The organism is Nonomuraea jiangxiensis, from assembly GCF_900099965.1.
Lineage (GTDB): Bacteria > Actinomycetota > Actinomycetes > Streptosporangiales > Streptosporangiaceae > Nonomuraea > Nonomuraea jiangxiensis.
In genome coordinates this window covers 24,703-40,671 of the sequence record NZ_FNDJ01000013.1, presented here as the reverse complement: position 1 = coordinate 40,671, position 15,969 = coordinate 24,703, and the positions used below count along the sequence as shown (strand labels likewise).

Genomic DNA, 15,969 nt, shown 5'->3' with positions numbered 1-15,969 from the left:
CGGAACGCGGCGGTTACGCTGCCGGGATGGGCCACGTCGAGGTAGGACACCTGACTTACGTGCTGCCCGACGGGCGGCCCCTGCTCAACGACGTGTCCTTCCGCGTCGGTGAAGGCGTCAAGGCAGCACTCGTCGGGCCCAATGGCGCGGGCAAGACCACGCTTCTGCGGCTGATCGCCGGCGACCTCCAGCCGGTCGACGGCTCCGTGGCGAGCTCTGGTGGGCTGGGCGTGATGCGGCAGTTCATCGGCAGCGTGCGCGACGGCAGCGGCGTGCGCGACCTGCTGCTCGGCGTCGCCCCGCAGGCCGTGCGCCGGGCCGCCGAGCGGCTCGACGCGGCCGAGCTGGAGATGATGGAGCGCGACGACGAGAAGACGCAGATGCGTTACGCGCAGGCCATCGCCGACTACACCGACGCCGGCGGCTACGACATCGAGGTGCTCTGGGACACGTGTACGGTGGCCGCGCTCGGCGTGCCGTACGAGCAGGTGAAATATCGGGACGTGTCCACCTTGTCGGGCGGCGAGCAGAAGCGCCTGATCCTGGAGGTGCTGCTTCGCGGGCCCGACCAGACGCTGCTGCTCGACGAGCCCGACAACTACCTCGACGTGCCCGGCAAGGAGTGGCTGGAGCAGCAGCTCAAGGAGACTCCCAAGACCGTGCTGCTGGTCAGCCACGACCGCCAGTTGCTGGCGAACGCGGCCGAGCGGATCGTCACCGTCGAGTCGGGCAACATCTGGATCCACGGCGGCGGGTTCACCACGTACGCCGAGGCCCGCAGGGCCCGCAACGAGCGCCTCGACGAGCTGCGCAGGCGCTGGGACGAGGAGCACGCCAAGCTCAAGGCCCTGGTCAACATGCTGAAGAACAAGGCCAGGTACAACGACGGCATGGCCGCCCCCTACCACGCGGCGCAGACGCGGCTGCGCAAGTTCGAGGAGGCCGGGCCGCCCGAGCTGGCCCCCGGCGAGCAGCACATCACGATGCGCCTCAAGGGCGGACGCACCGGCAAGCGCGCGGTCATCTGCGAGGGGCTGGAGCTCACCGGGCTGATGCGCCCGTTCGACCTGGAGGTCTGGTACGGCGAGCGGGTCGCCGTGCTCGGCTCCAACGGCTCGGGCAAGTCCCACTTCCTGCGCCTGCTGGCCGGCGAGCCGGTCGCCCACGAGGGCGTCGCCCGGCTGGGCGCCCGCGTGGTCCCCGGCCACTTCGCCCAGACCCACGCCCGGCCCGACCTGCTCGGCCGCACCCCGGTCGAGATCGTCATGACCGAGCACGCCAAGCTGAAGAACGAGGCCATGAAGGCGCTGGCCCGCTACGAGCTCGCGGGCAGGGTGGCCGAGCAGCGCTTCGACACGCTCTCCGGCGGCCAGCAGGCGCGGCTGCAGATCCTGCTGCTGGAGCTGTCGGGGGCCACGCTGCTGCTGCTCGACGAGCCGACCGACAACCTCGACCTGGCCAGCGCGGAGGCGCTGCAGGCGGGGCTGGACGCGTTCGAGGGCACGGTCATGGCGGTCACCCACGACCGCTGGTTCGCCGCCGACTTCGACCGCTACCTGGTCTTCGGCTCCGACGGCACGGTCTACGAGTCCGCCGAGCCGGTCTGGGACGAGGCCCGCGTCACGCGCCCCCGTTAAAGAGTTGGTACGGCAGGCGCGTGTCACCTGCCTGCCGTGCCCATGTACGGGTTATCACGGCAAAGTGATCCCGCGTAGCCGAACCGTCAGCCTCCTCGCACTCGGGGCGATCTGCCTCGCCGGGTGCGCGAGCGAGGAACAACCAGTGCAAGAGCTCAAGCCCCTGGCTCTCAAGGAGCAGGTGTCCCACGTCATCAAGTCCGCCGAGGGCTACACCGTGAGCTGGGCGGGTGTGCTCAGCAACGCCAACCCGTGGCACTTCGGCGAGCACGTGGTGGCCACGATCGTCGGGCGCGACGCGGCGGGCGCCGAGGTCGTCAGGATGGACCAGCCGCTCGACGCCGTGCCGCCGGGCGGCTCGCTGGCCTTCACCGGGTCGGCCGCCTCCGCCCAGCGCCCGGCCAAGGTGACGATCCAGTATCGCCCCGCGCAGTGGCGGCAGGCGGCCCGGATAGCCTCGGCCTTCCAGAGGTTTCCCATCAGCCGTGTCCGAACAATGCGCCAAAAAGACGGCACATACCTTATTACCGGATATATCGAGAACCCTTACCGGCAGGCCGCCGGCAGCCTCGTCATCAACGCGTTGCTGCGCGACAGCACCGGCAAACTCGTCGGTGGCGGCAGCACGTTCGTGGACGACGTGAAAGCAGGAAGCCCGCCCCGGTTCATCCTCACCGCCGGTGGCATGCCCAACGGCACCCAGGTGGCCAGGACCGACATCACGGCCAGTACGTGGGGCTCGACCGGCCGTCCCTTCGAGGACCTGGCGCTCGGCGGGGCCATGCCGGTGCACACCACCAAGCCGGTGACCGAGCCGTTCGCGGAGGACCGCAACACGCAGGTCATCACCAGTCACAAACAATAATGAAACACCGCCATAAGTCCCGAAAAATCGGGTTCCCAGGGATAATCAGATCGATTATTCGTACGAAATCCGAGAACTTTACTCAGCGGACACACCTATAGCCCCGGAAACGGTAGAACTACTAGTTACCAATCCATTACCTTCGGTCACATGAATGACCGCGTCCTGGTCGAAGCACTCCGCGCCCGCGATGCGGGCGCCATCGCCGCGCTCTATGACGCGTACGCGGAGGGCATCTACCGATACTGCTGGTCCCTCCTCCTGAGCGCCGACAGCGCCCAGGTGGCGCTCCGCGACACGCTGATCGCCGCCGAGGCGCACGCGGGCGCGCTGGCCGACCCCGACCGGCTCGGCACCTGGCTGTACGCGCTGGCCCGCGCCGAGTGCCTGCGCCGCCGGGCCGCCGCGCCACCCGGCGCCGCCCAGGCCCTCGCGCAGGCGCCGCCGCTGCACGACCCGGCCGACGCCGACCTGCGGATCATGGCCTGGAACGCCGTCCAGAGCCTGCCCGTCGCCGACCGGGAGGTCCTGGAGCTGTCCCACCGGCACGAGCTGCCCATGCCCGAGCTGGCCCAGGTGCTCGGGAGCCCGGCGCGCCGGGTGGAGGCCCTCCAGGACACGGCCCGCGAGCACCTGGGCGATGCGATCACCGCCGAGTTCCTGGCCAGGAAGGGCCCGTACGACTGCGCGGTGCGGGCCCGCATCCTGACCGGGTTCTCCGGCGAGCTGACCAGGGAGATGCGCGAGCACCTGGTCGGCCACCTCCAGCACTGCGAGACCTGCGCCCCGCACCGGGGCCGCCAGGTGTCGGCCGCCAAGGTCTTCCAACTGCTGCCGCCGCCGGTGCTGCCCGACTCGTTGCGCCTCAGGGTGTTGAGCTGTTTCCTCGACCCCGAGCTGCTGCCCTACCGCCGTTACGTCGCCCGGCGTACGGCCGCGCTGGGAGCCGCCGGGTTTCCCGTTCCCACGGAAAGGAACGCTCGACGGTGGCCTCAGGCGCTGGCGGGCGCGCTGGCGGCGATCGCGACCGTGGTGGCGATAGCGCTGATCTTCGACCAGCTCGGCGGGGAGACCGGCGGGCCCGCGGGCGTGGCCACGGCGGCGTTCCCGGCGACCGGCGAGCCGCCCGCGATCCGGCTGCCCTGGCAGGCCGACCCGCGGGAGGAGCCGCAGGAGGTCCCGGAGGAGGTCCCGCTGACCGTGCGGCCCGCCCTCGACACCAGGACCACGCAGCCGCTGGGGGTGACCTCGGCACCGACCCCCGCGCCGCCCGCGGTCACCCCCGCCCCCGTGGGATCCCGGCCGCCCGGCGACCAGCCTCCGGGGCGACCACGTGACCCGCTGGACCCGGGGACGAGCCCGCCACCGCAGCACTCCCCGTCGTCCGAACCCCCGTCGGGAGAGCCGAGGCCCAGGCCCAGGCCCCGGCCCAGCACCCCCTGCCCGACCACCCCGGCCCCGACCCCGAGCGCCACGCCCACCCCGACCCCGACACAGCCCCCCACCCCGACCGTCACCCCGACGGAGGTGGCGACCTCCGCCCCCACGCAGGAGCCCTCGGGGACTCCGGCGGAGCCCCCGGCGACCACGTGACATGACGGAGGCAGGCTCGGGGTTCTCGGCAGAGAGTCCCGCCGATCACGTTACGTGAGCGAAATGCCGGGAACCGTGTGCATAGAGTAATCATGTGTGGTCGGGGGGACCTATGCGCACATTCGGGACGGGACTCCTCGCGTGCTTCCTCGCCGTCATGCCGTGCCTGCCGGTCCAGGCCGACCCGGGCCCCTCCGCCCGCGACGTGAAGAAGGCCCGGCAGGCCGCGCGGGAGCGGTCGAAGGAGCTGGACGCGACCACGGCGAAGCTGGCCACGGCACAGTCACGGCTGGACCGGCTGGGGGCCGAGGTGGAGCGGCTGGTGGAGGCGTACAACGGCGAGGTCGTGCGGCTGAGGCAGGCCGAGGAGGCCCACGCGCAGGCGCGGGCGCGCCTGACGGCGGCCGACGGCGAGGTCGAGGCGGCCAGACAGAACGTCGTGCTGCTGGCCATGGAGAGCTACACCGGGCTGGGCCCGATGGAACCGGTGGTCGGCATGGTTCTCGACCGGGGCGGCGCGGACGGCTTCCTGCACCGGGCCGGCGTGCTCGGCCAGTTGCACGGCGAGCGGGCCGCGATCCTCAACAGGCTGCGCGCCGCCCAGGAGGTCGCCGCCATCCTGCGGACGCAGGCGGCCCGCGCCTACGCGGCCCAGCAGGCCGTGGCCGAGCGCGCCGGGCAGGCGAAGGCCGCCGCCGAGGCCGCGGTGGTCCGTCAACGGCAGGAGACCAGGGGCCTGCGCGCCCAGACGGTGCGGCTGGAACGGCGTCTCGACGCGGCCCGCGGGCACGCCCAGCGGCTGGCCAGGCGGCGGGCCGCGGCCGCCTCCGGGCTGGCCGGCGGCTCGGCGCGGGGCGACGTGGCGGCGAACTGGGCGCTGACCCAGCTCGGCAAGCCGTACGTGTGGGCGGCCGACGGCCCCGACACCTACGACTGCTCGGGGCTGGTGATGCGGGCCTGGGAGAAGGTGGGCGTACGGCTGGACCACTGGACGGGAACCCAGTGGACCTCGGGGCCGCACATCCCTATCGACCAGCTACGCCGCGGCGACCTGGTGTTCTTCGGGCACATCAGCGACGACCCCGGCACCATCCACCACGTCGGCATCTACGTCGGGCGCGGCCAGATGGTGCACGCGCCGCAGACCGGCGACGTGGTGCGGGTCGCTCCCATCTGGCGGGGGGACCTGGTGGGCGCCACCAGGCCCCACTGAGAGGTCAGTGCCCGTGGTGCCCTTCGTTCTTGGCCCGCTGGAACGACCGCTCGATCTCGGCCTCGGCCTCGATGCGGCCCACCCAGTTGGCGCCCTCGACCGACTTGCCCGGCTCCAGGTCCTTGTAGACCTCGAAGAAGTGCTGGATCTCCAGCCGGTCGAACTCCGACACGTGGTGGATGTCCTGGATGTGATGCATCCTCGGGTCGGTGGACGGCACGCAGAGGACCTTGTCGTCGCCGCCCTTCTCGTCGGTCATCCTGAACATGCCCACCGCCCGGCACGTGATGTAGCAACCGGGGAACGTCGGCTCCTGCAGCAACACCAGCGCGTCCAGCGGATCGCCGTCCTCACCGAGGGTGTTCTCGATGAAGCCGTAGTCGGCGGGGTATTGAGTGGAGGTGAACAGGAGCCGGTCAAGCCTGATCTTCCCGGTCTCGTGGTCCACTTCGTATTTGTTGCGTTGTCCCTTGGGAATCTCAACGACAACGTCGAACTCCACTGCGGTTCCTCCACTCAAACCCCCGGGCGGCCCCGGATGGGCGTTAATGTCTCGTAGTCGGACACAGGAGAGAGGGCAGGCGACGTGGCGCGGCACGACCGGTTGGTGATGCTGACCACTCTCGCGGTGCTCCAGGCACTGACGATCGTCATCGGCGTTTACGCGATGGCGACCGGCTTCAACCTGGGCGCGTTGACGAGCCAGCCCTCCCCGACCAGGCCGACGGCATCCCCGGCGGACGGATCTTCCCCCGTCCCCGTGGTCACCGCGGGGCCTGTGCTGGCCCAGCTCTCGGTGAAGTCGGGGGACGGACCTCTCCCGACCAAGGGTACTTTGACCCAGCAGCTCACCCGCGCCCTGGGTGACAAGGCGCTGGGTGACCGGGTCGGGGCCATCGTGCTAGACGCGGCCACCGGCACGCAGATCTTCGCTTCCAACGCGGACGTGGGCATGACCCCGGCCTCGACCACGAAGATCATCACCTGTGCCGCCGCCCTGGCCTCCCTGGGTCCGGACTCCCACCTGTCCACGCGAGTCGTCCAGGGGTCGAAGCCGGGGACCGCGGTCCTGGTGGGCGGTGGCGACACGTTCCTGGCGGGTCCGTCGGCCAAGGAGACGTACCCGAAGCAGGCCTCGCTCGCCACGCTGGCCAACCGGACGGCTGCCACGCTCAAAGCACAGGGTTTGCAAAAAATCAGCCTTTATTACGACACCTCGCTCTTCGTCGGAAACCCGATCGCCCCCGGCTGGAAGCAGAACTACATACCGGACGGCGAAGTGGCGCCCGTCTACGCCCTCGCGATCGACGAGGGCCGCCAGGACCCCCGCTACAACCAGCCCCGGGTCGCCAACCCGCCGCAGTACGCGGCCGCCGCCTTCGCCAGGCTCCTCGCCAAGAAGGGCATAGCGGTCGGCAAGACCATCCGCCCCACCAAGGCCGCCGCCGGCGCGGCGGAGCTGGCCAGGGTGGACTCGGCGCCCCTCTACGCCCTGGTCGAGCACACGCTGACCCGCAGTGACAACGACCTGGCGGAGGCCCTGGCCAGGCACGTGGCCATCAAGGAGGGCCAGCCGGCCTCCTTCGAGGGCGGAAACAAGGCCGTGATCGCGGTCCTCCGGCGGCTGGGCGTGGGGGAGGGCATCTCCCTGGCGGACGGCAGCGGCCTGTCGATCCGCAACCGCATCAGCCCGCACGCCCTGGCCAAGGTCGTCGCCATGGCCGGCTCCGCCAAATACCCCGACCTGCACGCCGTCGCCACCGGCCTGCCGATCGCCGGCTTCTCCGGCACGCTGGGCAACGGCCGCCGCTTCACCGCCGCCGACAGCAAGGACCAGGTCGGCAACGTACGCGCCAAGACCGGCACCATCAACAACGTGAACACGCTGGCGGGTCTGGCGACCACGAAGGAGGGACGACTGGTCACGTTCGCCTTCATGGCCGACCGCGTCCCGGTCATCGCCGAACCCGTACTCGACCGCCTCGCCGCCATCGTCGCAAGATCCTGAGCCCGAATGACAAAGCGCCTCCTCGTGCTTTGCCGGCGATCCTCCCTCTCTCCTCAGTCCAGACACCGGCGTTCCTTCGCAGGTTGCCCCCGAACCACGTACGGTGGACGTTATGCAGGTGATCGACTGGGATCTGGCCGTCACGACCGGCACGCGCCTGGTGCGCCCCGGTCCTCAGGTGAGCCGGGAGGAGGCCAGGCAGGCCGTCACCGAGCTCCGCACCCTGTCACGTGAGGCCGAGGGCCACGTGCGCGAGTTCACGAGGATTCACACAGAGACCGCGCCACAACCCGCGACCATCGTCGACCGGCCCGGCTGGATCAAGGCCAACGTCGACGGCTTCCGCGTGGTGCTGGAGCCGCTCACGGAGCGCATGAGCAGCGGCGCCAACCAGCCGCCCGCCATCGTCACCGCCGTGGGCTCGCGCATCACGGGCGTCGAGGTCGGGGCGGTGCTGGCCTTCCTCGCCTCCCGCGTGCTGGGCCAGTACGAGCTGTTCCTCCCGCCCGACCCCACCGGTCAGGCCGCCACCGGCCGCCTGACCCTGGTCGCCCCCAACATCGTGCACGCCGAGCGCGAGTTGGGCGTCGACCCGCACGACTTCCGCCTGTGGGTCTGCCTGCACGAGGAGACCCACCGCGTCCAGTTCACCGGCGTGACCTGGCTGCGGGAATACGTCCGGTCGCAGATGACCGAGTTCCTGCTGGCCTCCGACCTCGACCTGCCCACTCTCCTCGAACGCCTCCGCAACGCCGCCGACACGGTGGCCGACGTGGTGCGCGGCGGCGAGGGCAGCCTCATCGACGCCATCCAGTCACCGGGCCAGAAGGAGATCCTCGACCGCCTGACGGCCGTGATGACCCTGGTGGAAGGCCACGGGGACTACGTCATGGACGCGGTCGGCCCGGCGGTGGTGCCCACGGTGGGGGAGATCCGCGCCAAGTTCGCCCAGCGCCGTGAGGGCGGCTCCCGCCTCGACCGCACGGTCCGGCGCCTGCTCGGCATCGACCTCAAGATGAAGCAGTACGCCGAGGGTTCGACCTTCGTCCGGACGGTGGTGGACCGGGTGGGGATGGACGGCTTCAACAAGATCTGGACCTCCCCGCAGACCCTGCCGACCTCCCAGGAGATCGCCAACCCGTCCGCCTGGATCGACCGCGTCGTCAACACCCCGGCCCTCCCGGCCTGACCCGACCGCCCCACACCCACGCGGAAACGGCCGTCTCATCGGGCGGCCCATCCAACGATCGGCCTGCCCGCGTGGGCGGGAGGTCTCCTGCGGGGTCGTTGCCGTACCGGTCTGGGGCTCGCGGTGCCCGCTGCGGGCGTATCGACGTGCGGTGGCTGGCCGTGACCGGCGACAATGGCACCTGTGGGCCCACATCCAGCCGTAGCCGACGTCCGTCGGGCAGTGCGTGAGGCGCTGGCCGGCATTCCCGAGGGCGCGCTCGTCCTGGCGGCCTGCAGCGGCGGGGCCGACTCCCTGGCGCTGGCCGCCGCGCTGGCGTTCGTGGCGCCCAGGATGCGCCTGAGAGCGGGCCTGGTGACCGTGGACCACCAGCTCCAGGAGGGATCCGCGGAGCGGGCGCGGCTGGTCGCGGCGATCGGCGGCGAGCTCGGGCTCGACCCCGCCGAAGTGCTCACCGTCACCGTCGGCACCGCCGGCGGACCGGAGGCGGCGGCCCGGGAGGCCAGATACGCGGCGCTGGCCGAGGCGGCGGACCGGCTAGGGGCGGAGGCTGTGCTGCTCGGCCACACCAGGGACGACCAGGCGGAAACGGTTCTGCTGGGCCTGGCCAGGGGCAGCGGCCCGCGCTCGCTCTCCGGCATGGCCGCGGAATCCGGCCGCTATCGCAGGCCGCTGCTGCACATCCCGCGAAGCACCACCGTCCTGGCCTGCCAGGCGCAGAATCTGAGACCCTGGCACGACCCGCACAACGAGGACGTCCGCTACACCAGGGTCCGGGTGAGGAAGCAGGTCCTGCCCGTTCTCGAACGCGAGCTGGGCCCCGGCGTGGCAGAAGCGCTCGCGAGGACCGCCGCCATGGCCCGCGAGGACGCCGACGCGCTTGATGAATGGGCGGCGGTGGCATATGAAAATTGCGCTCTTAGCGATATCGGTGGGTCGGTGACGCTCGCCGTATCCGAGTTGGAAAAGCTGCCCGACGCCGTCCGGCGAAGGGTGCTGCGGCGAGCGGCCATAACGGCCGGGGCCCCGTCAGGCGCGCTTTCCGCCACCCACGTGCTGGCCGTGGACCGGCTGGTCACGGTCTGGCGCGGGCAGAAAGCGGTTGACCTGCCCGGGGGCCTGTCCGCTGTCCGGCGGTATGGCACCCTGATAGTCGCCATCAGTCCCATCGCGTAAGGAACCATCAGGTGGACGCTGCCGACATGGGCAAGGATCTGGAGAAGGTCCTCATTCCGGAAGACGAGCTCCAATCCAAGATCAAAGAGCTTGCCGGGCGGATCGACGAGGATTACGCGGGCCATGAAGTGCTGCTCGTGGGCGTGCTCAAGGGAGCCGTCATGGTGATGGCCGACCTGGCCAGAGCGTTGCACGTGCCCGTGCAGATGGACTGGATGGCGGTCTCGTCGTACGGCGCGGGCACCAAGTCGTCCGGCGTCGTACGGGTGCTGAAAGACCTCGACACCGACATCCTGAACCGCCATGTGCTGATCGTCGAGGACATCATCGACTCGGGTTTGACGCTCCACTGGCTGCTGGAAAACCTGAAGTCGCGCAATCCCGCCTCGTTGGAGATCTGCGCTGCGCTGCGCAAACCCGACGCGGTGAAGGTGCCCATCGATGTGAAATACGTGGGGTTCGACATTCCCAACGAGTTCGTCATCGGTTATGGCCTGGACTACGCGGAGCGATACCGCAACCTGCCCTTCATCGGCACCCTCGCCCCACACGTTTACAAGTAGCAATCCCATGCGCGGCCGGGAACATCGCGCACTGTGACGTACGTTGATATGGCAAGACCGGTGCAGCGGGCGGGTCCCCCCGTGCGCTCTGCCGGTGTACCTTCAGACTCCGGGAGGGTGACCAAGCGTCCCCTTCGGGTAGTCGAAAGTCGCGGTGCCGGATGCCGCGGCCCCGGGCCAGCCCGGGGTTCCAGGCCATGGTCAGGAAGGGACGGGCCCGCAAGGGGTTCCGCATCGGATGGATCTCAAGCGATTTACACGTGGGCCACTGCTGTGGATCCTGGGCATCGTCGTGCTGCTCCTTCTCGTCACCCAGCTCTGGAGCGGCGGTGGCAATTACAAGGAAGCCGACACGTCCCTGGTTCTGCAGCAGATTCGCGCCGGAAACGTCAGCAACGCCAGGATCGTCGACAAGGACAACCGGATCGAGGTGACGCTGGCCAAGCCGATCACGGTCAAGGCCGGTGACACTCCGACGAAGCTGATCCAGTCAGACTGGGTCACCGGTTACGGCAGCAAGCTGACCGACGAGCTGCAGACGCAGGTCGAGGCCGGCAAGACCAAGAGCTTCACCACCGAGGTGCCGCAGGACAACATTCTCGTCAGCATCCTGGTGAGCTTCCTGCCGATCGTCTTCATCGTGCTGGTCTTCCTGTTCATCATGAACCAGATGCAGGGCGGCGGCTCCCGGGTGATGAACTTCGGCAAGTCGAAGGCCAAGCTCATCACCAAGGACACCCCCAAGACCACGTTCGCCGACGTCGCGGGGGCCGACGAGGCCATCGAGGAGCTCCAGGAGATCAAGGAGTTCCTGCAGGCCCCGGCCAAGTTCCAGGCGATCGGCGCCAAGATCCCCAAGGGTGTGCTGCTCTACGGCCCGCCCGGCACCGGCAAGACCCTGCTGGCCCGCGCGGTCGCCGGCGAGGCCGGCGTGCCGTTCTACTCGATCTCCGGTTCCGACTTCGTCGAGATGTTCGTCGGTGTCGGCGCCTCGCGTGTGCGTGACCTGTTCGAGCAGGCGAAGGCCAACGCCCCGGCGATCATCTTCATCGACGAGATCGACGCCGTCGGCCGCCACCGCGGCGCCGGTCTGGGCGGCGGTCACGACGAGCGCGAGCAGACCCTCAACCAGCTGCTCGTCGAGATGGACGGCTTCGACGTCAAGGGCGGCGTGATCCTCATCGCCGCGACCAACCGGCCCGACATCCTCGACCCGGCGCTGCTGCGCCCGGGCCGCTTCGACCGGCAGGTCACCGTCGACCGTCCCGACCTGGAGGGCCGCAAGGGCATCCTCAAGGTCCACGGCCGTGGCAAGCCGTTCGCCCCCAACGTCGACCTCGACGTCATCGCGCGCCGCACCCCCGGGTTCACCGGCGCCGACCTGGCCAACGTGATCAATGAGGCGGCCCTGCTCACCGCGCGGGCCGACCAGAAGCTGATCACGATGGACACCCTTGAGGAGTCGATCGACCGCGTCATGGCAGGGCCCGAGCGCAAGACGCGGGTCATGTCCGACAAGGAAAAGAAGATGATCGCCTACCACGAGGGCGGTCACGCGCTGGTGGCGCACGCGCTCCCCAACTCCGACCCGGTGCACAAGATCACGATCCTGTCCCGCGGCCGCGCGCTCGGTTACACGATGACGCTGCCGATGGAGGACAAGTTCCTGGCCACCAGGTCGGAGATGATGGACCAGCTCGCGATGCTGCTCGGCGGCCGCGCGGCGGAGGAGCTCGTCTTCCACGAGCCCACCACCGGCGCCTCCAACGACATCGAGAAGGCCACCGCCGTCGCCCGGCGCATGGTGACCGAATACGGCATGAGCGAGCAGCTCGGCGCCCGTAAGTTCGGCACCGGGCAGGCCGAGGTCTTCCTGGGCCGCGAGATGGGCCACGAGCGCGACTACTCCGAGAAGATCGCCTCCACGATCGACGAGGAGGTCCGCCGGATGATCGAGACGGCGCACGACCAGGCATGGGACATCCTGGTCGAATACCGCGACGTGCTCGACAACCTGGTGCTGGAGCTCATGGAGAAGGAGACGCTCTCCCGCGACCAGGTCCTCCAGATCTTCGCCTCCGTGGTCGTCAAGGAGCACCGTCCGTCCTACGCGGGCTACGGCAAGCGCCTCCCCTCCGACCGTCCCCCGATTCTGACCCCCAAGGAGCAGTCGGCCAACGGCTCGCTCACCACGGGCCACCAGGACGCCCTTCCGTCCGGAGACAGTGCGTGACCCAGCACGACGTGGACCTGGGTCGGATCGAGAAGGCCGTACGCGAGATCCTCTACGCGATTGGCGAGGATCCCGACCGTGACGGCCTGGTCGACACGCCCTCCCGGGTCGCCCGGGCCATGGCCGAGCAGTATTCAGGGCTCGGCCAGGCGCCCGAGGACGTGCTCACCAAGGTGTTCGACGTCGACCACGACGAGATGGTGCTCGTCAGGGACATCGAGGTCTACTCATCCTGCGAGCACCACCTGGTCCCGTTCCACGGCGTGGCCCACGTGGGCTACATCCCCAACGACCGCGGCCAGGTCACCGGGCTGTCCAAGCTGGCCCGCCTGGTCGACGTGTTCGCCCGCCGGCCCCAGGTCCAGGAGCGCATGACGTCCCAGATCGCCGACGCCCTCATGCGGGTGCTGGACCCGCGCGGAGTGATCGTGGTGGTGGAGGCCGAGCACCTGTGCATGACCATGCGCGGCGTACGCAAGCCGGGCGCCAAAACGGTCACCTCGGCCGTCCGTGGCGACTTCCGGACCAGCGACAAGACCCGCTCCGAAGCGATGGCGCTCATCCTCGGCCGCTGACAACCGAACGGGGTACCCACGATGTCAACAGCTGTGGGGGAGCGCCTAGGCTTGGCCCATGACTAGCGTGCCCATCAACGTGCCGGGAGGTACGGAGCGGTGCCTCGTCATGGGTGTGGTCAATGTGACGCCCGATTCCTTCTCCGACGGCGGCCTCTGGTTCGACGAGGCGGCCGCCATCCGGCACGGTCTTGACCTGGTCCAGGAGGGGGCCGACCTCGTCGACGTGGGCGGCGAGTCCACCCGCCCCGGCGCGACCAGGGTGTCGCTGGAGGAGGAGCTGGCCCGGATCGTCCCGGTGATCAGGGCGCTGGACTCCGAGGGCGTGACGGTCAGCGTCGACACGATGCGGGCCGAGGTCGCCAGGGCGGCCGTCGAGGCCGGTGCCAAGCTCGTCAACGACGTCAGTGGCGGCCTGGCCGACCCCGACATGCCTCGTGTGGTCGCCGCGACCGGTGTGCCATATGTGGTGATGCACTGGCGTGGCCACAGCCATGACATGTACAGTCGCGCGGTTTACGCCGACGTGGTCACCGAGGTGCGCGAGGAGCTGAGTAAAAGGGTCGATCTGGTGCTGGCCGAGGGCGTCACGGAGGAGCAGATCGTGCTCGATCCCGGCCTCGGCTTCGCCAAGAACGCCGAGCACAACTGGACCCTGCTGGCCGGCATCCCGAAGCTGGCCGAGCTGGGTTTTCCCCTGCTGATCGGAGCGTCGCGCAAGCGGTTTCTCGGGCGGCTGCTGGCCGACCCCGACGGCACACCCCGGCCGTTCAGCCGCAGCGACGATGCCACGCTGGCCGTGACCGCGCTGGCAGCGCATGCGGGCGCCTGGTGTGTTCGTGTGCACGAGGTGGGTCCCAATGCCGATGCCGTGCGCGTGGCGGCCGCCTGGAAGAGAGCCGGAGCCAACACATGAGCGTCGACACTGCCGCGATCGAGACGGTGAACCAGGAGTTCTACACCGCCATCGAGAACGCCAACCTCGACAAGATGACCGAGATCTGGGCCGAGGACACCGCCGACGATCAGGTGAGCTGCGTACACCCGGGCTGGACCCTGCTTTCCGGGCGGTCGGAGGTGCTGCGGTCGTGGGCGCTGATCATGGCGAACACGACCTACATCCAGTTCGTGCTGACCGACGTCAGCACCACTGTGCTGGGTGACGTGGCCGTGCTCACCTGCGTCGAGAACATCCTGACCGCCGGCGAGGAGGGCGAGGCCAGCTTCGCCGCCGGCAAGGTGGTGGCCAGCAACGTCTACATCCGCACCACGCAGGGCTGGCGACTGTGGATGCACCACGGTTCGCCGGTGCTGCAGGGGGACGACGACGAGGAGGAGGAAGGCGAGCTTGAGCGCTGATCGTATCGCCCTCAAGGGCCTGCGGGCCCGGGGGAGGCACGGCGTGCTTCCTGCCGAGCGGGAGCTCGGGCAGGAGTTCGTGGTCGACGCGACGCTGTTCCTCGACACCGCGCCGGCCGCGGCGGGCGACGACCTCGCCAAGACCGTCGACTACGGGAGGCTGGCGCAGGACCTGGTGGCGGTCGTGGAGGGGGAGCCGGTCGAGCTGATCGAGACGCTCGCGCAGCGCCTGGCCGACGTCTGTCTGGCCCGCGAGCTGGTGCACAAGGTCGAGGTGAGCGTGCACAAGCCGGCGGCGCCGATCCCGCTGCCGTTCGACGACGTGATCGTGACGATCGAGCGGAGCCGAGCATGAGGCCCGGCGCCGACCCCCGCAGGGCGGCGGCTCCGAACGCCTGCCGGGCGGCGGCCCCGCTCGTGACGGATCGATCGGAGTCGTGTATGAAGGACGACGTGATCGTGACGGATCCAGTGAAGTCGCGCATGCGGAACAACGTGAACGTCCGGCGGGTGACGGCACCAGCCGTGATCATCGAGCGGAGGCGCGCATGAAGGCCGTCCTCGCGCTGGGCAGCAACCTCGGGAGCCGGTTCGAGACCCTGCAGGATGCGCTGGACTCCCTGTTCGACGCCCCGGGGCTGGATTTCGTCCGGGCGTCCCCGGTCTACGAGACCGATCCGGTCGGAGGGCCCGAGGGGCAGCGGCCCTACCTCAACGCGGTCGTGGTCGCCGAGACCACCCTGCCGCCGCGTACGCTCCTGGAGCGCGCGCAGAGCGTCGAGAACGCCTTCGGCCGGGTTCGCGTCGAGCGCTGGGGGCCGCGTACGCTCGACATCGACCTGATCGTGGTGGGCGACACGGTCTGCGACGACCCCGACCTGACGCTGCCACATCCTCTCGTGCACGAGCGCGCGTTCGTGCTGGTGCCGTGGTCGCAGGCCGACCCCGAGGGTGAGGTGCCCGGCCACGGCCGGGTGGCCGACCTGCTGGCGGGCCTCGACGTCGAGGGCGTACGCCTGCGCGAGGACCTGAAGCTGCAGGGGCCCGATTGAGGCCGACGCATCCGGGCCACCTGGTCGGCATCGTCATCGTCGTCGCGCTGATCGCGTGGGCGGCGATCAGGCCGTTCTATTCCGAGCTGCCGCTCATGCCGTGGACCGCCATCCCCACGATCCTGCTGCTGGCCCTGGGCGAGGGTTACAGTGCCTGGGCGACTCGGGCCAGGATCGCCAGAAAGCCGGGCACCAAGCCGGTGGAGCCGCTGGCGGTGGCCCGGCTGGCGGCGCTGGCGAAGGCGTCGGCGTACGCGGGGGCGTTCTTCGGCGGGATGTTCGCCGGTTTCGCGCTCTACACGGTGCAGCTCTTCGACCGGCAGACGCCGCGGGGCGAGTTCTTCATCGCCGCGGGCTCGTTCGTGTCGTGTGTCGTGCTCGTCTGCGCCGCCCTCTTCCTGGAGCACTCCTGCCGCATCCCGAAGGGTCCGGACGAGGCGGAGCGTCACAAGCCCAAGTAACGTGCGACGGCCTGGCCGGCCTCTCGGCATCGGCCCCGGGCCTGG

General features: G+C 69.8%; 16 protein-coding genes. 15 read left to right on the top strand and 1 reads right to left on the bottom strand.

Annotated elements, in window-relative coordinates:
- The first annotated feature begins 26 nt into the window (after nucleotides 1-26).
- The 4 genes from BLS95_RS27320 to BLS95_RS27305 all read left to right on the top strand — a co-directional run bounded on the left by BLS95_RS27320 (nucleotide 27) and on the right by BLS95_RS27305 (nucleotide 5,308).
- Nucleotides 27-1,637 carry an ABC-F family ATP-binding cassette domain-containing protein gene (locus BLS95_RS27320; RefSeq protein WP_090937232.1) on the top strand — a complete coding sequence of 537 codons (1,611 nt, stop codon included), beginning with the start codon at nucleotides 27-29 and terminating at the stop codon, nucleotides 1,635-1,637.
- 145 nt (nucleotides 1,638-1,782) lie between these two features.
- Entirely contained in the window at nucleotides 1,783-2,502 is a 720-nt protein-coding gene (locus tag BLS95_RS27315; protein WP_245765306.1) for a hypothetical protein, read from the top strand.
- A gap of 150 nt (nucleotides 2,503-2,652) precedes the next feature.
- On the top strand, nucleotides 2,653-4,095 hold the full coding sequence (locus BLS95_RS27310) for an RNA polymerase sigma factor (protein ID WP_090937226.1): 1,443 nt from the start codon (nucleotides 2,653-2,655) through the stop codon (nucleotides 4,093-4,095).
- A gap of 112 nt (nucleotides 4,096-4,207) precedes the next feature.
- On the top strand, nucleotides 4,208-5,308 hold the full coding sequence (locus tag BLS95_RS27305) for a C40 family peptidase (protein ID WP_090937224.1): 1,101 nt from the start codon (nucleotides 4,208-4,210) through the stop codon (nucleotides 5,306-5,308).
- A gap of 4 nt (nucleotides 5,309-5,312) precedes the next feature.
- Here the strand turns inward: BLS95_RS27305 and BLS95_RS27300 are convergent, their stop codons facing one another.
- Nucleotides 5,313-5,810, bottom strand: coding sequence for an inorganic diphosphatase (locus BLS95_RS27300; RefSeq protein ID WP_090937221.1), 498 nt, complete (start codon nucleotides 5,808-5,810; stop codon nucleotides 5,313-5,315).
- Between the two features lie 84 nt (nucleotides 5,811-5,894).
- Between BLS95_RS27300 and dacB the strand changes: the two genes are divergently transcribed.
- From dacB to BLS95_RS27245, 11 genes are all read left to right on the top strand, one after another.
- Entirely contained in the window at nucleotides 5,895-7,316 is a 1,422-nt protein-coding gene (dacB, locus tag BLS95_RS27295; RefSeq protein ID WP_090937218.1) for a D-alanyl-D-alanine carboxypeptidase/D-alanyl-D-alanine endopeptidase, read from the top strand.
- Nucleotides 7,317-7,428: 112 nt separating this feature from the next.
- Entirely contained in the window at nucleotides 7,429-8,505 is a 1,077-nt protein-coding gene (locus BLS95_RS27290) for a zinc-dependent metalloprotease (protein ID WP_176993401.1), read from the top strand.
- A 174-nt stretch (nucleotides 8,506-8,679) separates the two neighbouring features.
- On the top strand, nucleotides 8,680-9,681 hold the full coding sequence (gene tilS, locus BLS95_RS27285; protein ID WP_090937216.1) for a tRNA lysidine(34) synthetase TilS: 1,002 nt from the start codon (nucleotides 8,680-8,682) through the stop codon (nucleotides 9,679-9,681).
- An 11-nt stretch (nucleotides 9,682-9,692) separates the two neighbouring features.
- Entirely contained in the window at nucleotides 9,693-10,244 is a 552-nt protein-coding gene (hpt, locus tag BLS95_RS27280) for a hypoxanthine phosphoribosyltransferase (protein WP_218136000.1), read from the top strand.
- Nucleotides 10,245-10,482: 238 nt separating this feature from the next.
- Nucleotides 10,483-12,477: an ATP-dependent zinc metalloprotease FtsH gene (gene ftsH / locus BLS95_RS27275; protein ID WP_090937213.1), complete on the top strand. Its 1,995-nt coding sequence runs from the start codon at nucleotides 10,483-10,485 to the stop codon at nucleotides 12,475-12,477.
- Nucleotides 12,474-13,052, top strand: a complete 579-nt coding sequence (gene folE, locus BLS95_RS27270) for a GTP cyclohydrolase I FolE (protein ID WP_090937210.1) — start codon at nucleotides 12,474-12,476, stop codon at nucleotides 13,050-13,052. Before ftsH ends, folE begins: the two co-directional genes overlap by 4 nt.
- Nucleotides 13,053-13,110: 58 nt before the next feature.
- Nucleotides 13,111-13,968 (top strand): dihydropteroate synthase, encoded by an 858-nt coding sequence (gene folP, locus BLS95_RS27265; RefSeq protein ID WP_090937207.1) that lies wholly within the window; start codon nucleotides 13,111-13,113, stop codon nucleotides 13,966-13,968.
- Nucleotides 13,965-14,411, top strand: a complete 447-nt coding sequence (locus tag BLS95_RS27260) for a nuclear transport factor 2 family protein (RefSeq protein WP_090937204.1) — start codon at nucleotides 13,965-13,967, stop codon at nucleotides 14,409-14,411. Before folP ends, BLS95_RS27260 begins: the two co-directional genes overlap by 4 nt.
- Nucleotides 14,401-14,766, top strand: a complete 366-nt coding sequence (folB, locus tag BLS95_RS27255; RefSeq protein ID WP_090937202.1) for a dihydroneopterin aldolase — start codon at nucleotides 14,401-14,403, stop codon at nucleotides 14,764-14,766. Before BLS95_RS27260 ends, folB begins: the two co-directional genes overlap by 11 nt.
- 193 nt (nucleotides 14,767-14,959) lie before the next feature.
- Nucleotides 14,960-15,463, top strand: coding sequence for a 2-amino-4-hydroxy-6-hydroxymethyldihydropteridine diphosphokinase (gene folK / locus BLS95_RS27250; RefSeq protein WP_090937199.1), 504 nt, complete (start codon nucleotides 14,960-14,962; stop codon nucleotides 15,461-15,463).
- Complete coding sequence (locus BLS95_RS27245) at nucleotides 15,460-15,924, top strand: DUF3180 domain-containing protein (RefSeq protein WP_090937196.1); 465 nt, start codon at nucleotides 15,460-15,462, stop codon at nucleotides 15,922-15,924. The genes folK and BLS95_RS27245 overlap by 4 nt, the downstream gene beginning before the upstream one ends.
- Nucleotides 15,925-15,969: the final 45 nt, after the last annotated feature.

Bases quoted from the DNA above. Each gene is read 5' to 3' on its own strand.
- BLS95_RS27320 (WP_090937232.1), top strand. From the start codon at position 27: ATGGGCCACGTCGAGGTAGGACACCTGACTTACGTGCTGCCCGACGGG.
- BLS95_RS27310 (WP_090937226.1), top strand. From the start codon at position 2,653: ATGAATGACCGCGTCCTGGTCGAAGCACTCCGCGCCCGCGATGCGGGC.
- BLS95_RS27305 (WP_090937224.1), top strand. From the start codon at position 4,208: ATGCGCACATTCGGGACGGGACTCCTCGCGTGCTTCCTCGCCGTCATG.
- BLS95_RS27290 (WP_176993401.1), top strand. From the start codon at position 7,429: ATGCAGGTGATCGACTGGGATCTGGCCGTCACGACCGGCACGCGCCTG.
- tilS (WP_090937216.1), top strand. From the start codon at position 8,680: ATGGCACCTGTGGGCCCACATCCAGCCGTAGCCGACGTCCGTCGGGCA.
- ftsH (WP_090937213.1), top strand. From the start codon at position 10,483: ATGGATCTCAAGCGATTTACACGTGGGCCACTGCTGTGGATCCTGGGC.
- folP (WP_090937207.1), top strand. From the start codon at position 13,111: ATGACTAGCGTGCCCATCAACGTGCCGGGAGGTACGGAGCGGTGCCTC.
- BLS95_RS27260 (WP_090937204.1), top strand. From the start codon at position 13,965: ATGAGCGTCGACACTGCCGCGATCGAGACGGTGAACCAGGAGTTCTAC.
- folK (WP_090937199.1), top strand. From the start codon at position 14,960: ATGAAGGCCGTCCTCGCGCTGGGCAGCAACCTCGGGAGCCGGTTCGAG.